Annotated in this window: 13 protein-coding genes, 1 tRNA gene and 1 other RNA gene; 3 read left to right on the forward strand and 12 right to left on the reverse strand. The window is 68.0% G+C overall.

Annotated features, from left to right (window positions below; translation table 11 throughout):
- Positions 1 to 127: 127 nt before the first annotated feature.
- The 4 genes from E3N86_RS17180 to E3N86_RS00965 form a co-directional block, all read right to left on the reverse strand.
- Entirely contained in the window at positions 128 to 580 is a 453-nt protein-coding gene (locus tag E3N86_RS17180) for a DUF1801 domain-containing protein (RefSeq protein ID WP_134342253.1), read from the reverse strand.
- Entirely contained in the window at positions 577 to 3072 is a 2496-nt protein-coding gene (locus tag E3N86_RS00950) for an EAL domain-containing protein (RefSeq protein WP_134511152.1), read from the reverse strand. The genes E3N86_RS17180 and E3N86_RS00950 overlap by 4 nt, the downstream gene beginning before the upstream one ends.
- 52 nt (positions 3073 to 3124) lie before the next feature.
- Positions 3125 to 4168 (reverse strand): aspartate-semialdehyde dehydrogenase, encoded by a 1044-nt coding sequence (locus E3N86_RS00955; RefSeq protein WP_241985899.1) that lies wholly within the window; start codon positions 4166 to 4168, stop codon positions 3125 to 3127.
- Positions 4169 to 4613: 445 nt separating this feature from the next.
- Complete coding sequence (locus tag E3N86_RS00965; protein ID WP_134342256.1) at positions 4614 to 5951, reverse strand: aspartate kinase; 1338 nt, start codon at positions 5949 to 5951, stop codon at positions 4614 to 4616.
- A 202-nt stretch (positions 5952 to 6153) separates the two neighbouring features.
- Between E3N86_RS00965 and E3N86_RS00970 the strand changes: the two genes are divergently transcribed.
- Positions 6154 to 6810 (forward strand): TetR/AcrR family transcriptional regulator, encoded by a 657-nt coding sequence (locus E3N86_RS00970; protein WP_134511155.1) that lies wholly within the window; start codon positions 6154 to 6156, stop codon positions 6808 to 6810.
- A 51-nt stretch (positions 6811 to 6861) separates the two neighbouring features.
- Positions 6862 to 7860 (forward strand): DUF5692 family protein, encoded by a 999-nt coding sequence (locus E3N86_RS00975; protein ID WP_134511156.1) that lies wholly within the window; start codon positions 6862 to 6864, stop codon positions 7858 to 7860.
- A 228-nt stretch (positions 7861 to 8088) separates the two neighbouring features.
- On the opposite strand, the gene recR is transcribed toward E3N86_RS00975, so the two are convergent.
- The 7 genes from recR to ffs form a co-directional block, all read right to left on the reverse strand.
- The gene (gene recR, locus E3N86_RS00980; protein WP_104099829.1) at positions 8089 to 8688 is read right to left on the reverse strand and encodes a recombination mediator RecR; all 600 of its coding nucleotides are present in this window, start codon (positions 8686 to 8688) and stop codon (positions 8089 to 8091) included.
- A gap of 3 nt (positions 8689 to 8691) precedes the next feature.
- Positions 8692 to 11511, reverse strand: a complete 2820-nt coding sequence (locus E3N86_RS00985) for a DNA polymerase III subunit gamma and tau (RefSeq protein WP_241985897.1) — start codon at positions 11509 to 11511, stop codon at positions 8692 to 8694.
- Positions 11512 to 11753: 242 nt separating this feature from the next.
- A complete protein-coding gene (locus E3N86_RS00990; protein WP_134511158.1) occupies positions 11754 to 12164 on the reverse strand; it encodes a YccF domain-containing protein in 411 nt (136 codons plus the stop codon).
- A 352-nt stretch (positions 12165 to 12516) separates the two neighbouring features.
- Complete coding sequence (locus tag E3N86_RS00995; RefSeq protein ID WP_134511159.1) at positions 12517 to 13731, reverse strand: acetate/propionate family kinase; 1215 nt, start codon at positions 13729 to 13731, stop codon at positions 12517 to 12519.
- Positions 13728 to 15989: a phosphate acetyltransferase gene (gene pta, locus E3N86_RS01000; protein ID WP_104099833.1), complete on the reverse strand. Its 2262-nt coding sequence runs from the start codon at positions 15987 to 15989 to the stop codon at positions 13728 to 13730. The genes E3N86_RS00995 and pta overlap by 4 nt, the downstream gene beginning before the upstream one ends.
- Positions 15990 to 15992: 3 nt before the next feature.
- Entirely contained in the window at positions 15993 to 18461 is a 2469-nt protein-coding gene (locus E3N86_RS01005; protein WP_134511160.1) for a phosphoketolase, read from the reverse strand.
- A 169-nt stretch (positions 18462 to 18630) separates the two neighbouring features.
- Positions 18631 to 18727, reverse strand: an RNA gene (gene ffs / locus E3N86_RS01010) — signal recognition particle sRNA small type.
- 218 nt (positions 18728 to 18945) lie between these two features.
- Here ffs and E3N86_RS01015 point away from each other — a divergent pair.
- Positions 18946 to 19033: transfer RNA gene (locus E3N86_RS01015), tRNA-Ser, on the forward strand.
- Between the two features lie 484 nt (positions 19034 to 19517).
- On the opposite strand, the gene E3N86_RS01020 is transcribed toward E3N86_RS01015, so the two are convergent.
- On the reverse strand, positions 19518 to 19860 hold a 343-nt coding region (locus E3N86_RS01020; RefSeq protein ID WP_241985898.1), incomplete at its 5' end, for a hypothetical protein.

Raw genomic sequence — 19860 nt, forward strand, 5'->3', positions numbered from 1 at the left:
CCTCCCACCGGGACGCAGACGCGTCAGGTCACGGTTAGCTCGGCAACGAGCTCAAAAGCGACCCAATCGCGGCTCAAAACCGGTCCAGTCGCGACCGATAAGCGACTCAGTTGCCACCAAAAGCGGCTCAGCCGCGACTTTTCAGGAGCTCGTAGTTGGCGATGAAGTCGTCGACGGACACGCTCGCGACCTCGCGCACGATCAGGTCGAGATCGAGGTCGGCCAGCGTCTTGAACCGCACGCAGCTGTTGCCCATGTTCAGCGTGCGTCCGGTGGCGTCCCATTGGGAGCGGAACGCGGCATCCTTCTCGGGAAAGCTGCAGAGGCCCATCAGGTAGAGCGAGTTGTAGTGCTTCTGCGCGGCCAGGCTCACGTAGACGAGCGGCTGTTTGTCGTCGGTGTTCGCCAACAGTTCCAGCGGAACCGCCCAGCCGAGCATGCCGCCGTAGACGCCGAGCCGATACCCCGCGGGCATGGCATCGCGCACGACGTCGAGCACCGGGTAGATCACCGCCCGACGCTCGGGTTCGAGGTCGAAAACGATCGTCTCCACCTCGAACGGAACCGGTTCTGTGCTCATGAAACAAGCGTAATGCCGAGCCTCGGCACGACCGCACGGGCGCCGTACAACTCCAGCCGCGACAGGGTCTTCTCAAAGCTCTCCGGCACGCCGTAGTGGAACCCCTGCGCGCTACGGATGCCCAGCGCACTCAGGTGGTTCGCCATCGCATCGTTCTCCACACCCTCGACGATCATCGAGTACTCGAGGTTGTCACCGAAACCCTGCAGGGCGGTGAGCACCTCCCGCTGGCGGATGTCGTCGAGGTCGTCGACCAGGCTGCGGTCGATTTTGAGGATGTCCATGGGCATCCGTACCAGGGCGTCGACCGACGAATCCTGGGAACCGTAGTCGTCGAGCGCGATCATCATGCCGAGGTCTCGCAGGCGGTCGGCCTGAGCACGGATCGCGGGGGTGACCTTGGTCATCGACCGCTCGTTGAGCTCGAGGCAGAGCGAGATGCCGGGGTAGCGGTCCGCGAGCTCCTCGATGTAGTTGCCCACACGCTCGGGCAGGATCTGCCCGGCCTCAACGTTGATGGTCATGCACACCACGCGCGGCTCGATCAGCCGGAAGTCCGCCGCGGCGGCCATGGCCTTCACGGCCACCTGGCGGGTCATCGCGTCGAGCCGGCCGAGGCCCTTCGCCTTCTCGACGATCGACGGCGGCGATAGCGGGCCGAGGTCCGGGTCGGTGTAGCGCACGAGGGCTTCGAACGCCCAGATCTGCCCGGTGACGAGGCTGACGATGGGCTGGAAGGCCAGCTCGAGCAGGTCCTCGTCGATGGCGTGGGCGATGATGTCGTTCATCTGCGAGGAGCGGTGGCTCGAGATGTTGAGGCTGCTCTCCTTCGACGGGCCGCCGCGCCGCCGTGACTTCTTGATCGCGAGCATCGACCGGTCGGCATCCTGGACCAGCTGGTTGACGTCGGTTTCGCGGTGCGCCGAGTAGGCCAGGCCCACGCTGATAATCGGGCTGTGGGTCGTCTGGCCGATGAGCATCGGCTCCCCGGAGACCACCAGGATGCGCTCGGCGATGGACTTCGCCTCGGCCAGCGACGCCAGGTGGGTGAGGATGATCACGAACTCGTCGCCGCCGACCCGGGCGACCACGTCATTCGGGCGCACCACGGCGCTCAGCCGACGCCCGAGCTCGCGCAGCACCTCGTCGCCGGTCTGGTGGCCGAACCGGTCGTTCAGGCGTTTGAACTCGTCGAGGTCGATGAATAGCACGGCCAGGGCTTCGGAGTAATCCCGGTGGTCGTTGATGTTCGCCAGGGCCTCTTGGAACGCGCCGTAGTTGGGCAGGCTCGTGAGCGGATCGGTGTTGGCGCGCAGGGTGAGGCCGGCGATGTTGCGGCGGGCCCGCACGACCATCTCGGCGGTCGTGGCCAGGGCCTGGAGGGCGCGGCGGTCGTTGCCGGTGAAGGCGCCGTCCATGGCGTCGCGCCGGGCCACGATGTACTGGTCCGGCCCGATGGCGCCGGCCAGCGGCAGCAGCATGCTGATCTCGCCGGGCTGCGCGGGCTCGCTGCGCACGATGACGGATTCGGCACCGATTGCATCCGCCACCACCCGGCGCAGCAGGTCGGTGACGGCCGCCGGGGAGCCGGGCTCGGGCTCTGGGGTGGCGTCGGCGGCACTCGTGGCGGGGTAGGTGTTGTCGGCGGCGCTCGTGGCGCCGATGCCTGTGGTGGCTGGGCTCGTTGGGGTGACCCACCCGGAGGGCCCGGTGGCCGGGTCGGCGGCAAGCGCGCTCGTGGCGGCGACCATGCCGGCCAGCCGGTGGCGCATGACCGCCATCACCGTGGAGACCTTGACCACGGAGGCGACGATCATCAGGGCGAACAGCACGATGACGGCATCGAGCGTGTTGGTGACCTCCACCAGAAACGGCAGCCCGACGACACTCCAGTGCGCGGCCGTCACCGTGACCACGACGGTTCCGACCAGCACCAGCAGAACCCGCAACGGCGACAGGGGTCGCCCGCCGCTGCGCCGACCAAGCGGGCCGGCGACGAAGCGCTGGCGCAGCACCTCGGTCGCGATGATGAAGAAGACATAGCCCACGGATGCCGCGGCCACGCCCACCAGAATCGGCAGTCCGCCCGCGCCGAACCAGGTGAACAGGCCGCTGGCGGCGAGGGCGCCGGCACCCTGCAGGCCGGCGCTGTAGAGCGCGACCGATGCCCGCCCGGACTCGATCAGGATGGCCAGCAGAACGCCGAGCGCGATCAGCCCGGCCGAGACCGGCAGGGAGAGGGTAGGGGCCAGCGCCGGCAGCGCCAGAACGGGGAGGCTGATCATCGGGCTGCGGTGCGCCACGGCGCCCACGCGCACCCAGGTGAGCTCGAGGGCGGCCGCGCAGACCACACCGACCCCGGCGATCAGCCAGCTGTCTGAGGGGTCATCAAGGAGCAGCACGAACGACGTGGCGATGAGCGCGAGGCCGATGCCGGCGAACGCAAGGAAAGCCAGGCGTTTGACGCCCCTTGAGTTCCGATTCCCGCCCACGAAGTCTGACACTAGCGGAGTGAGCGCCCGGTTATACACCACCACGCTGAGGTCAGCGAACGAGCAGGTCCGCGGCGACGAGTTCCGCGATCTGCACGGCGTTGAGTGCCGCACCTTTACGAAGGTTGTCGCTGGTGATGAACAGGGCCAATCCACGCCCGTTCGGCACGCCGCGGTCCTGACGCACGCGGCCGACGAAGCTCGGGTCCTGGCCGGCCGCTTCGAGGGGTGTGGGGACATCCGTCACGACCACGCCGGGGGCGGTGGCGAGCAGTTCGAGGGCGCGGGCGACGGTCAACGGGTTGGCGAACTCGGCGTTGATCGAGAGGGCGTGGCCGGTGAAGACGGGCACGCGCACGCAGGTGCCGGAAACGAGCAGATCGGGCAGCTCGAGGATCTTGCGGCTCTCGTTGCGGAGTTTCTTCTCCTCGTCGGTCTCGAATTCGCCGTCGTCGACGATGGAACCGGCCAGCGGGATCACGTCGAACGCGATCGGGCGGGCGTAGACGATGGGTGCCGGCATGGGCACAGCGGACCCGTCGTGGACCAGCTGGAGCAGGTTGTCGCTCAGGGCGGCGGCCCGCACCTGGCTGGCGAGCTCGCGGGCGCCGGCCAGGCCGCTGCCGGAGACCGCCTGGTAGGTGCTGACGATGAGGCGTTCGAGGCCGGCCTCGTCGTGCAGCACCTTGAGCACGGGCATGGCCGCCATGGTGGTGCAGTTCGGGTTCGCGATGATGCCCTTGGTGGCGAGTTTGATGGCCTCGGGGTTGACCTCGCTGACGACCAGCGGCACGTCGGGGTCCATCCGCCACCCGGAGGAGTTGTCGATCACGGTGACGCCGGCCGCGGCGAACCGGGGAGCCTGAATTTTCGAGAGCGTCGCGCCGGCGGAGAAGATGGCCACGTCGAGTCCGCTGGGGTCGGCGGTGGCGGCGTCTTCGACGACGATCTTCTCGCCCTTGAAGTTCAGCACGGAGCCGGCGGACCGGGACGACGCGAAGAAACGGATGCCGCCGACCGGGAAGTCCCGTTCCTCGAGCAGGCTGCGCACGACGGCTCCGACCTGGCCGGTGGCCCCGACGACGCCGATCTGGATTCCTGTGGTGCTGGTTGCTGCGGTGCTGGTTGCTGCGGTGCTGGTTGCTGCGGTGCTGGTTGCTGCGGTGCTGTTTGCTGCGGTGCTGTTCACTGTGTTTCCTCCGCTGGATGCCGTGGCTGCTGGTGCTGGTGGTGCTGGTGGTCTCGCTCTCGCCCGTGCACGTGCACTTGCACTTGCACTTGCACTTGCACTTGCACTTGCACTTGCATCTGCATCTGCATCTGCACTTGCATTTGTGGCTAACTCAGGAGATTCTCGCGACTTGGCCCGAATTCCAGCCGGATCGCGCCTGTGGCCTCTGGTTCTCCTGAGTTAGCCCCAGGGAAACCGGTTGAACGGGGTCGGGGTGGGGTGAGGCGGGGTGGGGTGAGCCGGGGTGAGGCGGGGTGGGACCGAGCCCGGCTGGCGTCCGGCCGAGCCCGGTTGGGCCGACGGATGCCGGCTAGCGGCCGGTGCCGCCGTGCACGACGGCGTCGTTGGTGGAGTCCAGGCCGAATGCGGTGTGCACGACCCGCAGCGCCTGGTTGATGGTGTCGGCGCGGGTGACCACGGAGATGCGGATCTCGCTGGTCGAGATCATTTCAATGTTGATCCCGGCCTCGAACAGCGCCTCGAACAGCTTCGCGGACACGCCCGTGTTGGTGCGCATGCCGGCGCCGACGAGCGCGAGCTTGCCGATCTGGTCGTCATACTGCAGACCGGCGAACCCGACGTTGGTCTGCTCGTTGCTCAGCGCGGTCAGCACCTGCTGGCCCTCCGATTTGGGCAGGGTGAAGGAAATGTCGGTCAGTCCCGTGGACGCGGCCGAGACGTTCTGCACGATCATGTCGACGTTCGCGTTGGTCTTCGCGACGATTTTGAAGATCTGCGCGGCTTTGCCCGGAATGTCGGGAACGCCGACGACCGTGACCTTGGCTTCGCTCAGGTCGGCGGCGACCCCGGCGATGATTGGCTCTTCCACTGTCTCTCCATTCGCGGATGCGTTATTGGGATGTGTGCGCTCGGTGGCCGACGAATTCGGGATCGCGACATGCGGGCTCGTGGTGTCGGGGTTGTAGACAATGGTTCCCACGTTGTTGTTGAACGAGGACCGCACATGCAGCGTCACACCGTGCCGACGCGCATATTCCACCGCCCGAATATAGAGGACCTTCGCACCAGCGGCGGCGAGCTCGAGCATTTCCTCGCTGGAGATGCGGTCGAGTTTGTGGGCCCGGGGAACGACGCGCGGGTCGGCGGTGAAGACGCCGTCGACATCCGTGTAGATCTCGCAGATATCGGCGCTGAGCGCGGCGGCCAGCGCGACGGCGGTCGTGTCAGAACCGCCGCGGCCGAGCGTGGTGATGTCCTTGGTGTCGCGATTGAAGCCCTGGAAACCGGCGACAATCGCCACGGCACCGTCGTCGAGGGCATCGCGGATGCGCCCGGGAGTCACGTCGACGATGCGGGCGGCGCCGTGTTGGGCATCCGTGATCATGCCGGCCTGACTGCCGGTGAAGGAGCGGGCGTCGTAGCCCATGCTCTTGATCGCCATGGCGAGCAGCGCCATCGAGATGCGCTCGCCCGCGGTGAGGAGCATGTCGAGCTCGCGCGGCGCGGGGATCGGGGTGACCTGGTGCGCAAGGTCGAGCAGCTCGTCGGTGGAGTCTCCCATCGCGGAGACGGCGACGACGACCTCGTTGCCCGCTTTGCGGGTGTCGACGATGCGTTTGGCCACGCGTTTGATGCTTTCGGCGTCGGCGACGGATGATCCGCCGAACTTCTGCACGATCAAGCTCACGTGGCACTCCAAGGGTTCGGGTACGCGGGCACAGGCAAGCTCCCATCATAAATGCTGTTGTATTCGGCAGCGGTCATGTGACGGTGTGCGGCACCCATTGACGCCCTGTCATTGACACTATGTCAATCGCGGTCGCAGGATCGGGGCAGAGGGTGGATCCCGCCCCGCCACGCGCTTTGACCCAGTTGCCGAGGAAGCTCCTATGCCCGACGAGTTCACGTCGAAAGCGCCGGTGCCGGTGCCGGTGCCGGTGCCGGTGCCGGTGCCGGTGCCGGTGCGCCAGAGCAAGCAGCCGGACGAGCGCCGGGACGACATTCTGCGCGCCGCCCGGGAACTGGTCGCCGAGCGCGGCATGGCCCGCGTGAAGATCACCGACATCGCCGCCCGGGTCGGCGTCACCCGCGGCCTGATCTACCACTACTTTCCGCACAAGGACGCGATCATCGACCTCATCTGCGAGGACCACATCGCGGAGTTCGTGACCGACCTCAACCTCTGGGACGCCGCCCGCATCCCCGGCGACATCGACCGCGCGCTGGTCGAGTGCGTCGCACTGTTCCGTCACCACCTGCATCGCACCGACCTCTTCCGCGAGGAACTCGGCCGCACCGAGTACGCCGGGCTCTACAACGAGTTCGTCGACCGGGCCGTCAGGGCCGTCGTCGACCGGCTGCAGGTCACGACCGTCGAGGCCTACGCGCGGCGGCACGAGATCCGGATCGACAACGTCTCCGAGGTGTTCTCTGTGCTGGTGTTCGGGCTGATCGGGCTCGTACGTTCCACGCCCACCGTCTCGGACGATGTGCTCGTGGCGATTGTGCGCCGGACGCTCCACCTCGACCACAACGCGCCGGCCTAAGAACTTTTCTCTAGCATCACTTTTTCACCCAGTACAAAGAAGTATTCGCATATGTTCCTATTCGATGCCATCCCGTGGTCGTCGACCCTGATGTGGGTCGCGGTCGTCGCGGGGCTGATGATCGCCAACGAGGTCGCACGGTCGAGCAAATGGGCGTCGCTGGCGCTGTTTATTGCACTGCCGGTGGCGCTGACGATCTTCGTATGGCCCACCACCGTCGGCGCCGGGTCCAGCACGGGCACCTGGTTTCACTGGGTCAAGGTCTACTCGGCACTTGCCGGATGCCTGGACTTCATGGCCATCCGTTTCATTCCGCGTCTGGCCAAGAACCGGTACGCGCTGATGTTCCCCGCGCTCATTCTGGCTCTCAACATCTTCGAGGCCGTGATTCGCGACTTCCAGGTCTACGGGCTGAACGGGATGGTCGACGGAGTGTTCATGGTGGGCGGGCCGTGGAACATCATGAACGGTATCGCCGGGCTGCTGAACCTGCTCACGATCTGCGGCTGGGCCGGGATCATCATCAGCCGCGGCCCCAAGAAGGACATGATCTGGCCGGACATGCTGTGGTTCTGGATCATCGCCTACGACCTCTGGAACTTCGCCTACGTCTACAACGCGGTCGGCGACCACTCGTTCTACGCCGGCGCGGCCCTGCTCGTGTTGTGCACGATCCCCGCCTTCTTCATCAAGCGCGGCGCCTGGCTGCAGCACCGCGCGCAGACCCTGGCGTTCTGGATGATGTTCACCATGGCCTTCACGACCTTCGTGTCGAGCTCGCAGTTCGCAGTTCGCAGTTCGCAGTTCGCAGTGAAGTCGTCGCACGACCCGGTCGCCCTGTTCTGGGTGAGCGCCGTGGCCCTCGCGGCCAACATCGCCGTTGTGGTCTACCAGATCTACACGATCGTGAAGAGACGCCGCAACCCGCTCATCGACGGGCTGTTCACGCACCTGCCCGCGTACCGCACGGTGCTCGAAGCGAACAAGCCGCTGGTGCCGGCGGCGGCTGCTCCAGCCGCGCACCCGCGGGCGACCGCCAGCGCGAAATAGAACGCCGTAACTGCGGAGAATTTCGCGACACGCGGCATCCGTCGCCCCGGCCCGTCTGTCGTCCGGGCGGGCGGGCGGTCCAGTCCGGCGAGGTCGGTGGCGGATGCTGTCCCCTGGCCACTCCTGACGGCAACTGTTGCCCGAGCGGACAACTGTTGCCGGCACACCGGGCACAGTTGTCCGCTCCGGCAACACTTGCGGCAGTGGGCAGGCGGCGCGGGGGGGGGGCTAGTTCGTGACGGTACGGCGGCCCTCGAAGGCCCGCCCGAGAGTGACCTCGTCGGCGTACTCGAGGTCGCCGCCGACCGGCAGCCCTGACGCGAGCCGGGAGACCTTGATCTCGAGGGTGGTCAGCAGGCGCGACAGGTAGGTCGCGGTCGCCTCCCCCTCGAGGTTCGGGTCGGTGGCGATGATGACCTCCTGCACCGTGTTGTCGGCAAGGCGCTGCATCAGCTGACGGATGCGCAGGTCGTCCGGTCCGACGCCGTCGATGGGGCTGATCGCCCCGCCGAGCACGTGGTAGAGCCCCTTGAATTCGCGGGTGCGCTCGATCGCGACGACGTCCTTGGCCTCTTCCACCACGCAGATCATCGCGGGATTGCGGCGCGGGTCGCGGCAGATCATGCAGGTCTTCTGCTCGGACACGTTGCCGCAGATGTCGCAGAACTTCACCTTGTCGCGCACCTCGAGCAGCACGTTGGCGAGCCGGGTCACGTCGAACTGCTCGGTCTGCAAGATGTGGAACGCGATCCTCTGCGCGGACTTGGGCCCGATTCCGGGCAGCGTGCCGAGCTCGTCGATCAGTTCCTGAACGATGCCTTCGTACATGGTTTAATCGCCTCTGGTTCGGGATGCCGGATCGTGCGGCTGTTCTTCGAGGAAGGTGGCGCCGAGGATTTCGCGCACCACCGACTCGCCGTAGCGCTGCTTCTCCGCAAAGGCGGGCCCACGACGGGCAACGGATGCTTCGCCGCCCGCCCGGTTCGGAGCCTGCACCTGGGTGCGCGCCGGGGTTCCGGGCTGGGCGCCGTTTGGGAAGCCGTTCTGGGCGCCGTTCTGAGACTGGGACTGGGACTGGACTCCCGGCTGAGACTGAGACTGGGACTGGGACTGGGCCTGGGCCTGGGCTCCCGGCTGAGACTGGGCTCCCGATTGGTGCTGGGCTCCCGCTGCGGACAATCCCGCACGCGCGGCGGGCGCCTGGTAGCGGCCGGGCTGGCCGCCGTTCGGGTGCAGGTCCGGCGGGAATTCCTCGTCGTAGGGCGGGGGCTCGTCGTCGTAGGGCGGCCGCGGTTCAGGGTCTCGCCCGGACGCGGGAAGCGTCGTGGGCGCCGGCGCGCTCGGCGTGGAACGCGGGGCGGTCTGCGGGGCGGATGCGTGCGCGGGGGCATCGGGGGTCGCAGCGGAGGCCGCAGACGCAGGAGCAGCGGATTCAGCAGCCGGGGCTGACCCCGGGATGGCCACCGTGGCCCAGCCGGTGCCGGCATCCGAGGGACTCGGAATGGCAGCGGTCGCCCAGCCGGTCGCGGTCGCGGCGACCGCCGGGCTGGCAGTTGCGCGGCTGGTCACCGGCGACTCGGGCACTGTCGGGCTGGCCACTGCCGGGCTGGCCGCCGCCGGGCTGGCCGCCGTGGGGCTGGTCACCGTGGGGCTGGTCACCGTGGGGCCGGCAGCCGATGCCGCAGGCGCTTCTGGGGCGTCAACCTTGCCAACGCCGGCCGGGGCGGAACCGGCTGCAGCGTTCACGGCAGCAGCCGGATCGGGGTCGGCGGCAGCAGCCGGATCGGGGTCGGCGTCGGCGGGCGACGCCTCGTCGGTTGTTGCAGCTGCGGATTTGGGTGTCGTCCTGGAGCCGGTGTCGCCGCTTCCGGACCCGGCTGCGGCCGAGCCGCTGACGGTTGTGGCCCGCGCGACAGGGCTCGGCGCGGTGGAGTCCTGCACGCCGAACCCTGCCCCCGGGGGGACCGGGGCGACCGGTGCCGGAGCGGGGGCGGATGCGTTGGGGGTGGCTGGGGCATCCGTTCTCGGGGAGTCGACCCGGGCGGTGAGCTGGGGCGTGAAGCCGAGCACCTCGTTGACGGCGCGCTTGAGATAGTCGCCGACGCCCTGCCCGGGGGCCGCCGACTGCTTGAGTCCGGCGACGTCGTTCTGGCTCGGGAAGGAGAGCACCAACAGGTCGCCGCCACGCAGTTCCATGGCGCGGGCCGTGTAGAGCACGAGCCAGGCGCTGATCTTGGCGGCCTTGACTGCCTCGAGGATCTGCGGCCAAGAGTCCTTTACCTGCTGCAGGGTGACGGGTCCGACAGGGCGGGGCGGGGCCGCGACTTGGGTCGCGGGCGCAGCGGCAGCAGGCGCGGCGGCAGAAGCAGCAGCAGCAGCAGCACCGCCGGAGACCGCGGGCCGGCCGGAGGCATGCGTCGCCGAGACCGCAGCCGCGCGCGGGGGCGAGCCGACCGGGCTGGTGGCTGGGGCATCCGTCGCCGGGCTGTCGCCGGGATCAGAACCAGAACCAGACCCGGAACCAGAACCGGAACCGACCCCGATGCGGCGTTCGAGGCGTTCGACGCGGGCGAGCGCGCCGCGGGTGGAATCGTCGCTCGCAGGGATGAGCACGCGGGCAATCATGAGTTCGAGGTGCAGGCGGGGGCTGGTCGCGCCGGTCATCTCGGTGAGGGCGGCGTTGATCACGTCGGCGGTGCGGGAGAGCTCGGCGGGGCCGAACTTCGCGGCTTGCACGGCCATGCGGTCGAGTTCCTCCTGCGGCACGCCGCGCAGCACGGCGGCAGCGGCGGCGGCACTCGTGGCGCCCACGATGATGAGGTCGCGCAGGCGTTCGAGCAGGTCTTCGACGAAGCGGCGCGGGTCCTGGCCGGTCTGCACGACCCGGTCGACGGCGTCGAACGCGGCGGACGGGTCGCGGTCGGCGATCGCGTCGATGGACTCGTCGAGCAGCGACGCGTTCGTGTAGCCGAGCAGCGCCACGGCGCGGTCGTATTCGACGGAGTGCCCGTCGGATCCGGCCATCAGCTGATCGAGCAGCGACAAGGTGTCGCGCGGCGACCCGCCGCCGGCCCGCACCACGAGCGGCAGCACGCCCGGCGCGACGGTCATTTGCTCGGTGTCGCACATCTGCTGCACGTATTCGAGCATCGGCCCGGGCGGCACGAGCCGGAACGGGTAGTGATGCGTGCGCGAACGGATGGTGCCGATCACCTTTTCGGGCTCCGTTGTCGCAAAGATGAACTTGACGTGCTCGGGCGGCTCTTCGACGATCTTCAGCAGCGCGTTGAAGCCCTGCGGCGTGACCATGTGCGCCTCGTCCAGGATGAAGATCTTGTATCGGTCGCGGGCGGGAGCGAAGATCGCGCGCTCACGGATGTCCCGGGCATCGTCGACCCCGTTGTGGCTGGCCGCGTCGATCTCGACCACGTCGAGGGATCCGCCGCCGTCGCGGGACAGCTCCACACAGCTCGGGCAGACCCCGCATGGTGTGTCGGTGGGACCCTCGGCGCAGTTCAGGCAGCGCGCGAGAATACGGGCGGATGTCGTCTTGCCGCAACCTCGGGGCCCGCTGAACAGATAGGCGTGATTCACCCGGTTCGTGCGCAGGGCCGTCATCAGCGGATCGGTCACCTGAGACTGACCGATCATTTCGGCAAAAGTCTCGGGCCGGTAGCGGCGATACAGGGCGGTAACCACGAGGTCAATCGTAGCCGGAGCCACTGACAGTGCGGTGTGGGGCGGTGCGTGGGGCGGGGCGTGTGTGCGGGGTGCGTGTGGTGTGGGTGGGGTGTGTGGTAGGGCGGGTGGCATCCGTTTGTCAGGTGGGCAGGCTCAGGCGCGGCGGGGCTCAAGCGGGCGGGGCTCAGGCGCGGCGGCTCAGGCACGGCGGCTCAGGCGCGGCGGGCGACGGCCTGGTCGAACGCGCCGGGGCGATTGCTCACGATTTGCTTGCCGAGGGGCGCGAGCGAAACCGGCACCATCTTGACGTCGGCGATGCCGAGGGGGATTCCGATGATGGTGAGGCAGAGCGCGATTCCCGAGACGATGTGCGCCAGGGCCAGCCACCAGCCCGCGAGGATCACCCAGATCACGTTGCCGATGAACGAGAACGCTCCACTGGTGGGTTTGGCCACGACGGTGCGGCCGAACGGCCAGAGCGCGTAGGCGGCGATGCGGAACGACGCGATGCCCCACGGGATCGTAACGATCAGCACGCAGAGCAGAATGCCTGCGGCGAGGTAGCCCAGGAACAGCCAGAACCCGCTCAGCACGAGCCAGATCAAGTTCAGGAGTGTGCTCACGCGAAAATACTACCCGCGCAGGAGGCGGAGGTCGCGAGATCGGAATCGGGCGCGGCGAGCGCGGACATCCGTCGCCGGCCGCGTGTTGCCCTCCCGGCACCCGGCTCCCGGCTCGACTTTAAACTCGGAGAATTTCGCAACACGCCGCCCACGGCGCTGGGGTGACCCGTGTCGCCTAAAAACTTCGAAGTCACGTCCTACAGCACCCCGCACCTCGCACCCCGCATCCCGAGCGCCCCGAACCCCCACACGCCAATCGGCCGCCCCCGGAACCCGGGAACGGCCGATCAACGAAAGCATCAACAAAGGCATCAACGAGACACAGGAGCCGAAACCCCTATCAGCGAACCCCCTACACCGAAGGATGCGTGCGCTTGATCGTCCCCAGCGTCTGCCGGGCGATCTCCAGCTCCTCGTTCGTCGGGATGACGAGCACGGTTACCCGGGAGTTGTCCGTGGAGATCACGCGCGGCGTGCGGGACTTGGCTTCGTTGCGCACGGGGTCGATTTCGATCCCCATGCCCTCGAGTCCGGCCAGGGCGCCCGCGCGCACGATCGGCGAGTTCTCACCGACGCCCGCGGTGAAGACGATGACGTCCACGGTTCCGAGTTGCGCGTAGTAGTTGCCGACATAGCCTTTGACGCGGTGGAAGTACACGTCGAGGGCAGCCTGGGCGACCGGGTCGCCCGCGACCGCGGCATCCTCCACGTCGCGCATATCGCCGTTGCCGGCCAGGGCCAGCATGCCGCCGCGGCGGTTGAGCAGGTCGTCGAGCTCGGCGGTGGTCATCCCGGCCCGGCGGCGCAGGTGGAAGATCACGGCCGGGTCGATGTCGCCCGAGCGGGTGCCCATCGCGAGCCCCTGCAGCGGGGTCATGCCCATGGAGGTGTCGATCGATTCGCCGCCGTCGACGGCACACACGGATGCCCCGTTTCCCAGGTGCAGCACGATCGTCTTGAGCTCGGCCAGGGGCCGGTCGAGGTAGGCCGCCGCGGCCTCCGAGACGAACTTGTGCGAGGTGCCGTGGAAGCCGTACTTGCGCACGCGGTACCGCGTCGCGATGTCCCTGTCGATCGCGTAGGTGTACGCGGCCGGCGGCAGCGTCTGGTGAAACGCGGTGTCGAACACGGCGACGTGAGGCACGTTCGGGAAGCTGGCGCGGGCGGCACGGATGCCCTGCACGTTGGCCGGGTTGTGCAGCGGAGCGATCTCGGAGAGGTCCTCGATGTTCAGCTCGACCAGGTGGGTGATCTCGGTCGGCTCGAAGAACCGGTTGCCGCCCTGCACCACGCGGTGGCCGACGGCGATCAGGTTCGTCTCGGACAGCTTCGGGCCGTGCTCGGCGAAGGCCTCGATCATCACGGCGAAGCCGGCGGTGTGGTCCATGATCGGCAGGTCGCGCTCGGTGCGGCCGCCCTTCGACGTTCCCGCGGTGTGCCGTGAGTGCCCGATCGGCTCGCCGATGCGCTCGACCAGGCCGCTGGCGAACTCCGTTTCGGTGTCCATGTCGATCAGCTGGTACTTGAACGACGACGATCCGGAGTTGACGACCAGGATGGCGGTCATGCGGACACCGCCGCTGCGGCCGATGCGGAAGATGCCGCACCGGAAGCCGAAGCTGCCGGGGTGCCGGACTCGGACGCTGCGAGCGTCGCGGCCTGGATCGCGGTGATGGCTACGGTGTTGACGATGTCCTGCACTAGTGCTCCTCGAGAAAGGTCATTGATGGGTTTGCGCAGGCCCTGGAGGACGGGGCCGATGGCCACTGCTCCGGCGCTCCGCTGCACGGCCTTGTACGTGTTGTTGCCCGTATTCAGGTCGGGGAAGATGAAGACGGTGGCGCGGCCGGCGACAGCCGAACCGGGCATCTTCGTGGCGGCGACGGCGGCATCCGCTGCCGCGTCGTACTGGATGGGACCCTCGATCAGAAGGTCGGGGCGACGCTCCCGCACGAGGGCGGTGGCGGCCCGCACCTTGTCCACGTCGGCACCCTGCCCGGACTCGCCGGTCGAGTAGCTCAGCATGGCGATGCGCGGCTCGATACCGAATTCGACGGCCGTCTCCGACGCCGAGATGGCGATGTCGGCGAGCTGCTCCGCGGTGGGGTCAGGGTTCACCGCGCAGTCGCCGTAGACGAGAACCTTGTCGGCCAGCGCCATCAGGAACACGCTGGACACGACCGAGACTCCCGGACGCGTCTTGATGATCTGCAGGCTCGGCCGGATGGTGTGCGCCGTGGTGTGCGTCGCCCCGGAGACCATGCCGTCCGCCAGCCCGAGCTGCACCATCATGGTGCCGAAGTAGGACACGTCGGTGACGAGTTCCATGGCCTGCTCGACCGTGACGCCCTTGTGGGCGCGCAGCTTCGCGTACGCCTCCGCGAACTTGCGCCGCAGCACGTCGTCGAAGGGGCTCAGAACCTGCGCCTTGGCGATGTCCAGGCCGAGGCCGATGGCACGCGAGCGCACCTCGAACTCCTCACCGAGAATCGTGATGTCGGCCACATCGCGGGCCAGCAGGGTCGCGGCGGCGCGCAGCACGCGGTCGTCGTCCCCTTCGGGCAGCACGATGCGCTTTTGGTTGGTGCGTGCGCGTTCGAGCAGCATGTACTCGAACATCAGCGGCGTCACCACGTCGGCGCGGCTCACCTTGAGCCGGTCGAGCAGCACGGATGCCTCCACGTGGCCTTCGAAGAGCGCCAGCGCCGTGTCGCGCTTGCGTTGCGAGTCGGCGGCCATCCGTCCGGGCGTGTGTGTGATGCGCAGCGCGGCGTCATAGGAGTTCAGCTCGGTGCTGATGATCGGCACCGAGGCGTCGAGCCCCTCGACGAGCCGCCCGATCTCCTCGGGCAGGGCGAAGCCGCCGACCAGCACGATGCCGGCGATCGACGGGAACGTAGCGGACGAGTTCGCCATCAGAACGGCCAGCAGCACCTGCGGGCGGTCGCTGGGAACCACAACCACGGCGCCCTCGAACAGGCGCGGCAGCACGTTGACCATCGACATGGCCGCCACGACCACGCCGAGCGCCTCCCGGGACAGCAGCGCGGGGTCACCCTTGACGAGCGTGCCGTCGGTGGCCTTGAGGATGCTCTTCATGCTCGGGGCCACGAGGAACGGGTCTTCGGGCAGCGCCCAGACCGGCACCGCGTTGCGCCCGCTGCCGGGCTTCGTGTCGGCGTCGACGACGCTCCGCACGGCGTCGATGAGCTCATCGAGCCGAGTCGGATCGGCGCGGTTGACGATCACGCCAAGCAGTGAAACGTGCTCGTCGCGCAGTTCCGCCAGGGTCACGTCGGTCAACTGGCGGATGTCCTCGGCCGTGCGCGGGTCGCTCTGGCCGAGCTGCCGGTCACCCTGGCTGAGCGTGTCGCGCTGGCCGGGACCGACCCGCCCGCCGAGCACCAGCAGCACCGGCACCCCCAGGTTGGCGGCGATGCGCAGGTTGAAGGCGAGCTCGGTGGGACTGCCGACATCCGTGTAATCGGAGCCGATCACGACCACCGCGTCACACTGGGCCTCGACGGCCTTGAAGCGCTGCACGATGCGGCCGAGGGCCGCGTCGGGGTCGAGGTGCACCTCGTCGTAGGTGACGCCGACGCAGTCGTCGTAGGTCAGCGGGGGCTGCACGGTGAGCGCAGACGCACTCGACAGGTGCGAGAGCAGCAGCTTGAGCACGTAGTCGGGATGGTGCGCCGAGCGAGCCACGGGCCGGAACACACCGACGCGCTCCACCGAACGGAGCAGGGTGTCGAGCACGCCCAGGGCGATGGTGGATTTGCCGGTATTTCCCTCGGCAGAGGTGATGTAGATACTGTCAGCCACGGTTTATACGTTGTCTCCGCCGGTGGAGACACCGGCATTGTCGGGGGTCACGCCGACGCCATCGGCGTCCCAGACCCATTCGGTGACGGCGGGGATGTCTTCCCCGTGGTCGCGGGTGTAATTGCGGGCCCGAAGGCGGGCATCCTGCATCTCCTGGCGAAGCAGGGCGGCGCGGGCGCCGAGTCCGGGAACCCGGTCGATGACGTCCATCACCAGGTGGTACCGGTCGAGGTCGTTGAGCATGACCATGTCGAACGGCGTGGTGGTGGTGCCGTTCTCCTTGTAGCCGCGGGCGTGCAGGTTACCGTGCCCGGTGCGCTTGTAGGTCAGGCGATGGATCAGCCACGGATACCCGTGGTAGGCGAACACGATCGGCTTGTCTGCCGTGAAGATGGCGTCGAACTCGTTGTCGCTGAGGCCGTGCGGGTGGTCCGCCTCGGACTGCAGGCGCATCAGGTCAACGACGTTCACAACGCGCACCGATAGGTCGGGCAGCCATTCCCGCAGGATGGCGGCCGCGGCCAGCACCTCGAGGGTGGGCACCTCGCCGGCGGCGGCCAGCACGACGTCGGGTGAGGTGCCGAACGTCTCGGTTCCGGCCCAGTCGAAGATGCCCAGACCCCGCTTGCAGTGCGCGACGGCCTGGTCCATGGTGAGCCAGTTCGGCGCGGGCTGCTTGCCGGCGACGACCACGTTGACGTAGTCCACACTGCGCAGGCAGTGGCTGTAGGTGGCGAGCTGCGTGTTGGCGTCGAACGGCAGGTAGACGCGTACGACATCCGCACTCTTGTTGACGACGTGGTCGATGAACCCGGGGTCCTGATGCGAGAACCCGTTGTGATCCTGGCGCCAGACGTGCGAGCTGAGCAGGTAGTTCAGGCTCGAGATTGAGCGGCGCCACGGGATCTCGCGGGTGACCTTGAGCCACTTCGCGTGCTGGTTGAACATCGAGTCGACGATGTGAATGAAGGCCTCGTAGCAGTTGAACAGGCCGTGACGGCCGGTGAGCAGGTAGCCCTCCAGCCAGCCCTGGCACTGGTGTTCGCTGAGCATCTCCATCACGCGGCCGGCGCGGGCGAGGTTCGTGTCACCCTCGTGGAATTCCGCGTTCCACTGCTTGTCCGTGGCCGCGTAGACGGCCGGGGCGAGGCGGTTGGAGGCCGTCTCGTCGGGCCCGAAGATGCGGAAATTGTCGGGGTTGTCACGGATGACGTCGGCCAGCCAGGTGCCGAGAACCTTGGTCGCCTCATCGGTGGTGGCGCCCGGGGAAGGGACATCCACCGCGTACTCCCGGAAGTCGGGCAGCTTCAGCGCCCGGCGCAGCAGCCCACCGTTGGAGACCGGGTTCGCGCTCATCCGCAGGTCGCCCGCGGGGGCCAGCGCCGAGATCTCTGCGGCGGGGGCGCCGTTCGCGTCGAAGAGTTCGCCCGGCCGGTAAGAGGCCAGCCACTCTTCGAGCAGCCGGGTGTGAGCCTCGGTGTCGCGGGCGTTGCTCAGGGGCACCTGGTGCGAACGCCAGGAGTCGACGACCTGCACCCCGTCGATGACGGGCGGGCAGGTCCAGCCCTTGGGCGTGCGCAGGATGATCATCGGCCAGCGCGGACGCTCGGTGTCGCCGGCGAGGGCGCGCGCCTTGATCGCGGCGATCTCGTTGAGCACCTCGTCGAGGGTGAGCGCCATGCGCTGGTGAACGAGAAGGGGATCCTCGCCGTCGAAGCCGCCATCCACGATGTAGGGCTTGTGGCCGTAGCCGCGCATCAGGTCGAGGAGTTCCTCTTCCGGGATGCGGGCGAGCACGGTGGGGTTGGCGATCTTGTACCCGTTGAGGTGCAGGATCGGCAGCACGACGCCATCCTGAAGCGGATCGATGAACTTGTTCGAGTGCCAGCTGGTGGCCAGCGGGCCGGTCTCGGCCTCGCCGTCGCCGACGACCGCGGCGACCAGCAGGTCGGGGTTGTCGAACGCGGCGCCGTAGGCGTGGCTGAGCGCGTAACCGAGCTCGCCGCCCTCGTGGATCGAGCCGGGCGTCTCGGGCGAGGCGTGGCTGGGGATGCCGCCGGGGAACGAGAACTGGCGGAACAGGGCCTTGACGCCCTGCTCGCTCTGGTCGACGCCGGAGTAGATCTCGGAGTACGTGCCGTCGAGGTAGGCGTTGGCCACCATCCCGGGGCCGCCGTGGCCGGGGCCGGTGACGTAGAGGGTGCTGATCGACCGTTCCTGGATGGCGCGGTTCAGGTGGGCATAAAGAAAATTGAGCCCCGGAGTGGTTCCCCAATGGCCGAGCAGACGCGGCTTGATGTGGTCCCGCGTGAGCGGCTCACGCAAAAACGGGTTGTCGAGCAGGTAGATCTGCCCTACCGACAGATAGTTGGCGGCCCGCCACCAGGCATCGACGCTGGCGAGCGCTTCAGCGCTGAGCGGATGCGGTGACCGGTCTGGCCAGAGAAAGGGTTTACCGAATATTTCAGCCATGGTGCCTCCAGGCACTATCGGGGCGGGGGCGTTATCTGCGCCGTTTCATCTTACGAGATGAGGCGAAATCGTTATCATTGCTAACGGCCTGCGGCTGTGGCGGGGCTGTGGCGGGGCTGTGGCGGGGCTGTGGCGGGGCTGTGGCTGTTTTTCCGGCGCGTGCGGGCATGAAAAAGACTCCTCGCGCACCCACCAGAGCCCGGTTACCCTTGCTACGTTTCCGTCCTGGGGGAGTTGGCCGAGATGGCGCCACGCGAGGAGCCGACCCTTAGTTTAGACGCAAAGCCGGCGAGGCCGAAAACGGGCCGATTCCGAGTCGATTCCGAGTCTGCACCGGGTCTGCACCGGGTCTGCACCGGGTCTTGTACCAAGTCTGTACCAAGTCTGTACCGGGTCTGTACCGGGCGGCCGGGGCGAGTGTGCGCGGAGGCCGCCGGAAACAGGTAAGCTTCCCTAGGTCGTTCCTTGAGGGAACGTTCGGCCAGGAGAATTCGCCTAGTGGCCTATGGCGCACGCTTGGAAAGCGTGTTGGGTGAGAGCCCTCGGGGGTTCGAATCCCCCATTCTCCGCCAGATCGCGCTGCAGCACGCGGGCGGGCATTAGTCTCGACGAACTCGACAATCAACTCTCGGGGGTTCGAATCTTCCGCCCCCGCAATGCTGCTTCCGTGCCCGGATGGGGCTAACTCAGGAGATTCGAGCCGCACGCAAACATCCACCGCCTGATTCCGGGGGCGGGAACCGCAACTGGCCGTGGTTCTCCTGAGTTAGCCACCGACCCGCGTCCATAGCTCCCGCACATTCTGCCGGATGTGGCCAATAGAGCCCTGAAACAGCCCACCGCCGAGAATTGGCAGGAGTTATGCACGTAGCGAGGCTCCGACCGTGCCTGGCATGGGGCCAACTCAGGAGATCCGCGCGGACCGCTCCGCCGTGGCCGCAGACCAGTGCGGAGCAGACTGCGGCCGCCCAGGGATCTCCTGAGTTGGCCACGGAAGTGTCGGGGCAGGTCCGGCGGGCACCGGCGAGCCCCGGCGGGCACCGGCGAGCCCGGGGGCTAGTCGGCGAGCGGATGCCGCGGCGCACGCGGCACGGGCGGCGGCGGCACCGGCTTCGCGGCCACGACATCGGCGAGCGCGAGGACGACCAGACCGCGTTTGGTCTCAACCATGCACCCTGTGTCGGAGACGGACCGCAAGTAACCCACGGCATCCGTGACCCCGCCTTCGATGCGGGTGCGCACCACGATTCGGGTTCCGAGGGTGGTGCTGGAGACGAATTGGGCGGCGGCGAGGCTCATCCGGCTGAGCCTACTCTTCGAGCCCGAGCCGAGCGCAGCCCGGCCGCGCGGCGCCCGGCCCAGCCGCACCCAGCCGCGCGGCGCCCGGCCCAGCCGCACC

It is taken from the genome of Cryobacterium sp. Hz7 (genome assembly GCF_004402815.1).
GTDB classification, from domain to species: Bacteria; Actinomycetota; Actinomycetes; order Actinomycetales; family Microbacteriaceae; genus Cryobacterium; species Cryobacterium sandaracinum.

Excerpts from the sequence above, each read along its gene's own strand:
- E3N86_RS17180 (WP_134342253.1), bottom strand. The coding sequence starts at position 580 with ATGAGCACAGAACCGGTTCCGTTCGAGGTGGAGACGATCGTTTTCGAC.
- E3N86_RS00970 (WP_134511155.1), top strand. The coding sequence starts at position 6,154 with ATGCCCGACGAGTTCACGTCGAAAGCGCCGGTGCCGGTGCCGGTGCCG.
- E3N86_RS00975 (WP_134511156.1), top strand. The coding sequence starts at position 6,862 with ATGTTCCTATTCGATGCCATCCCGTGGTCGTCGACCCTGATGTGGGTC.
- recR (WP_104099829.1), bottom strand. The coding sequence starts at position 8,688 with ATGTACGAAGGCATCGTTCAGGAACTGATCGACGAGCTCGGCACGCTG.
- E3N86_RS00985 (WP_241985897.1), bottom strand. The coding sequence starts at position 11,511 with ATGATCGGTCAGTCTCAGGTGACCGATCCGCTGATGACGGCCCTGCGC.
- E3N86_RS00995 (WP_134511159.1), bottom strand. The coding sequence starts at position 13,731 with ATGACCGCCATCCTGGTCGTCAACTCCGGATCGTCGTCGTTCAAGTAC.
- E3N86_RS01005 (WP_134511160.1), bottom strand. The coding sequence starts at position 18,461 with ATGGCTGAAATATTCGGTAAACCCTTTCTCTGGCCAGACCGGTCACCG.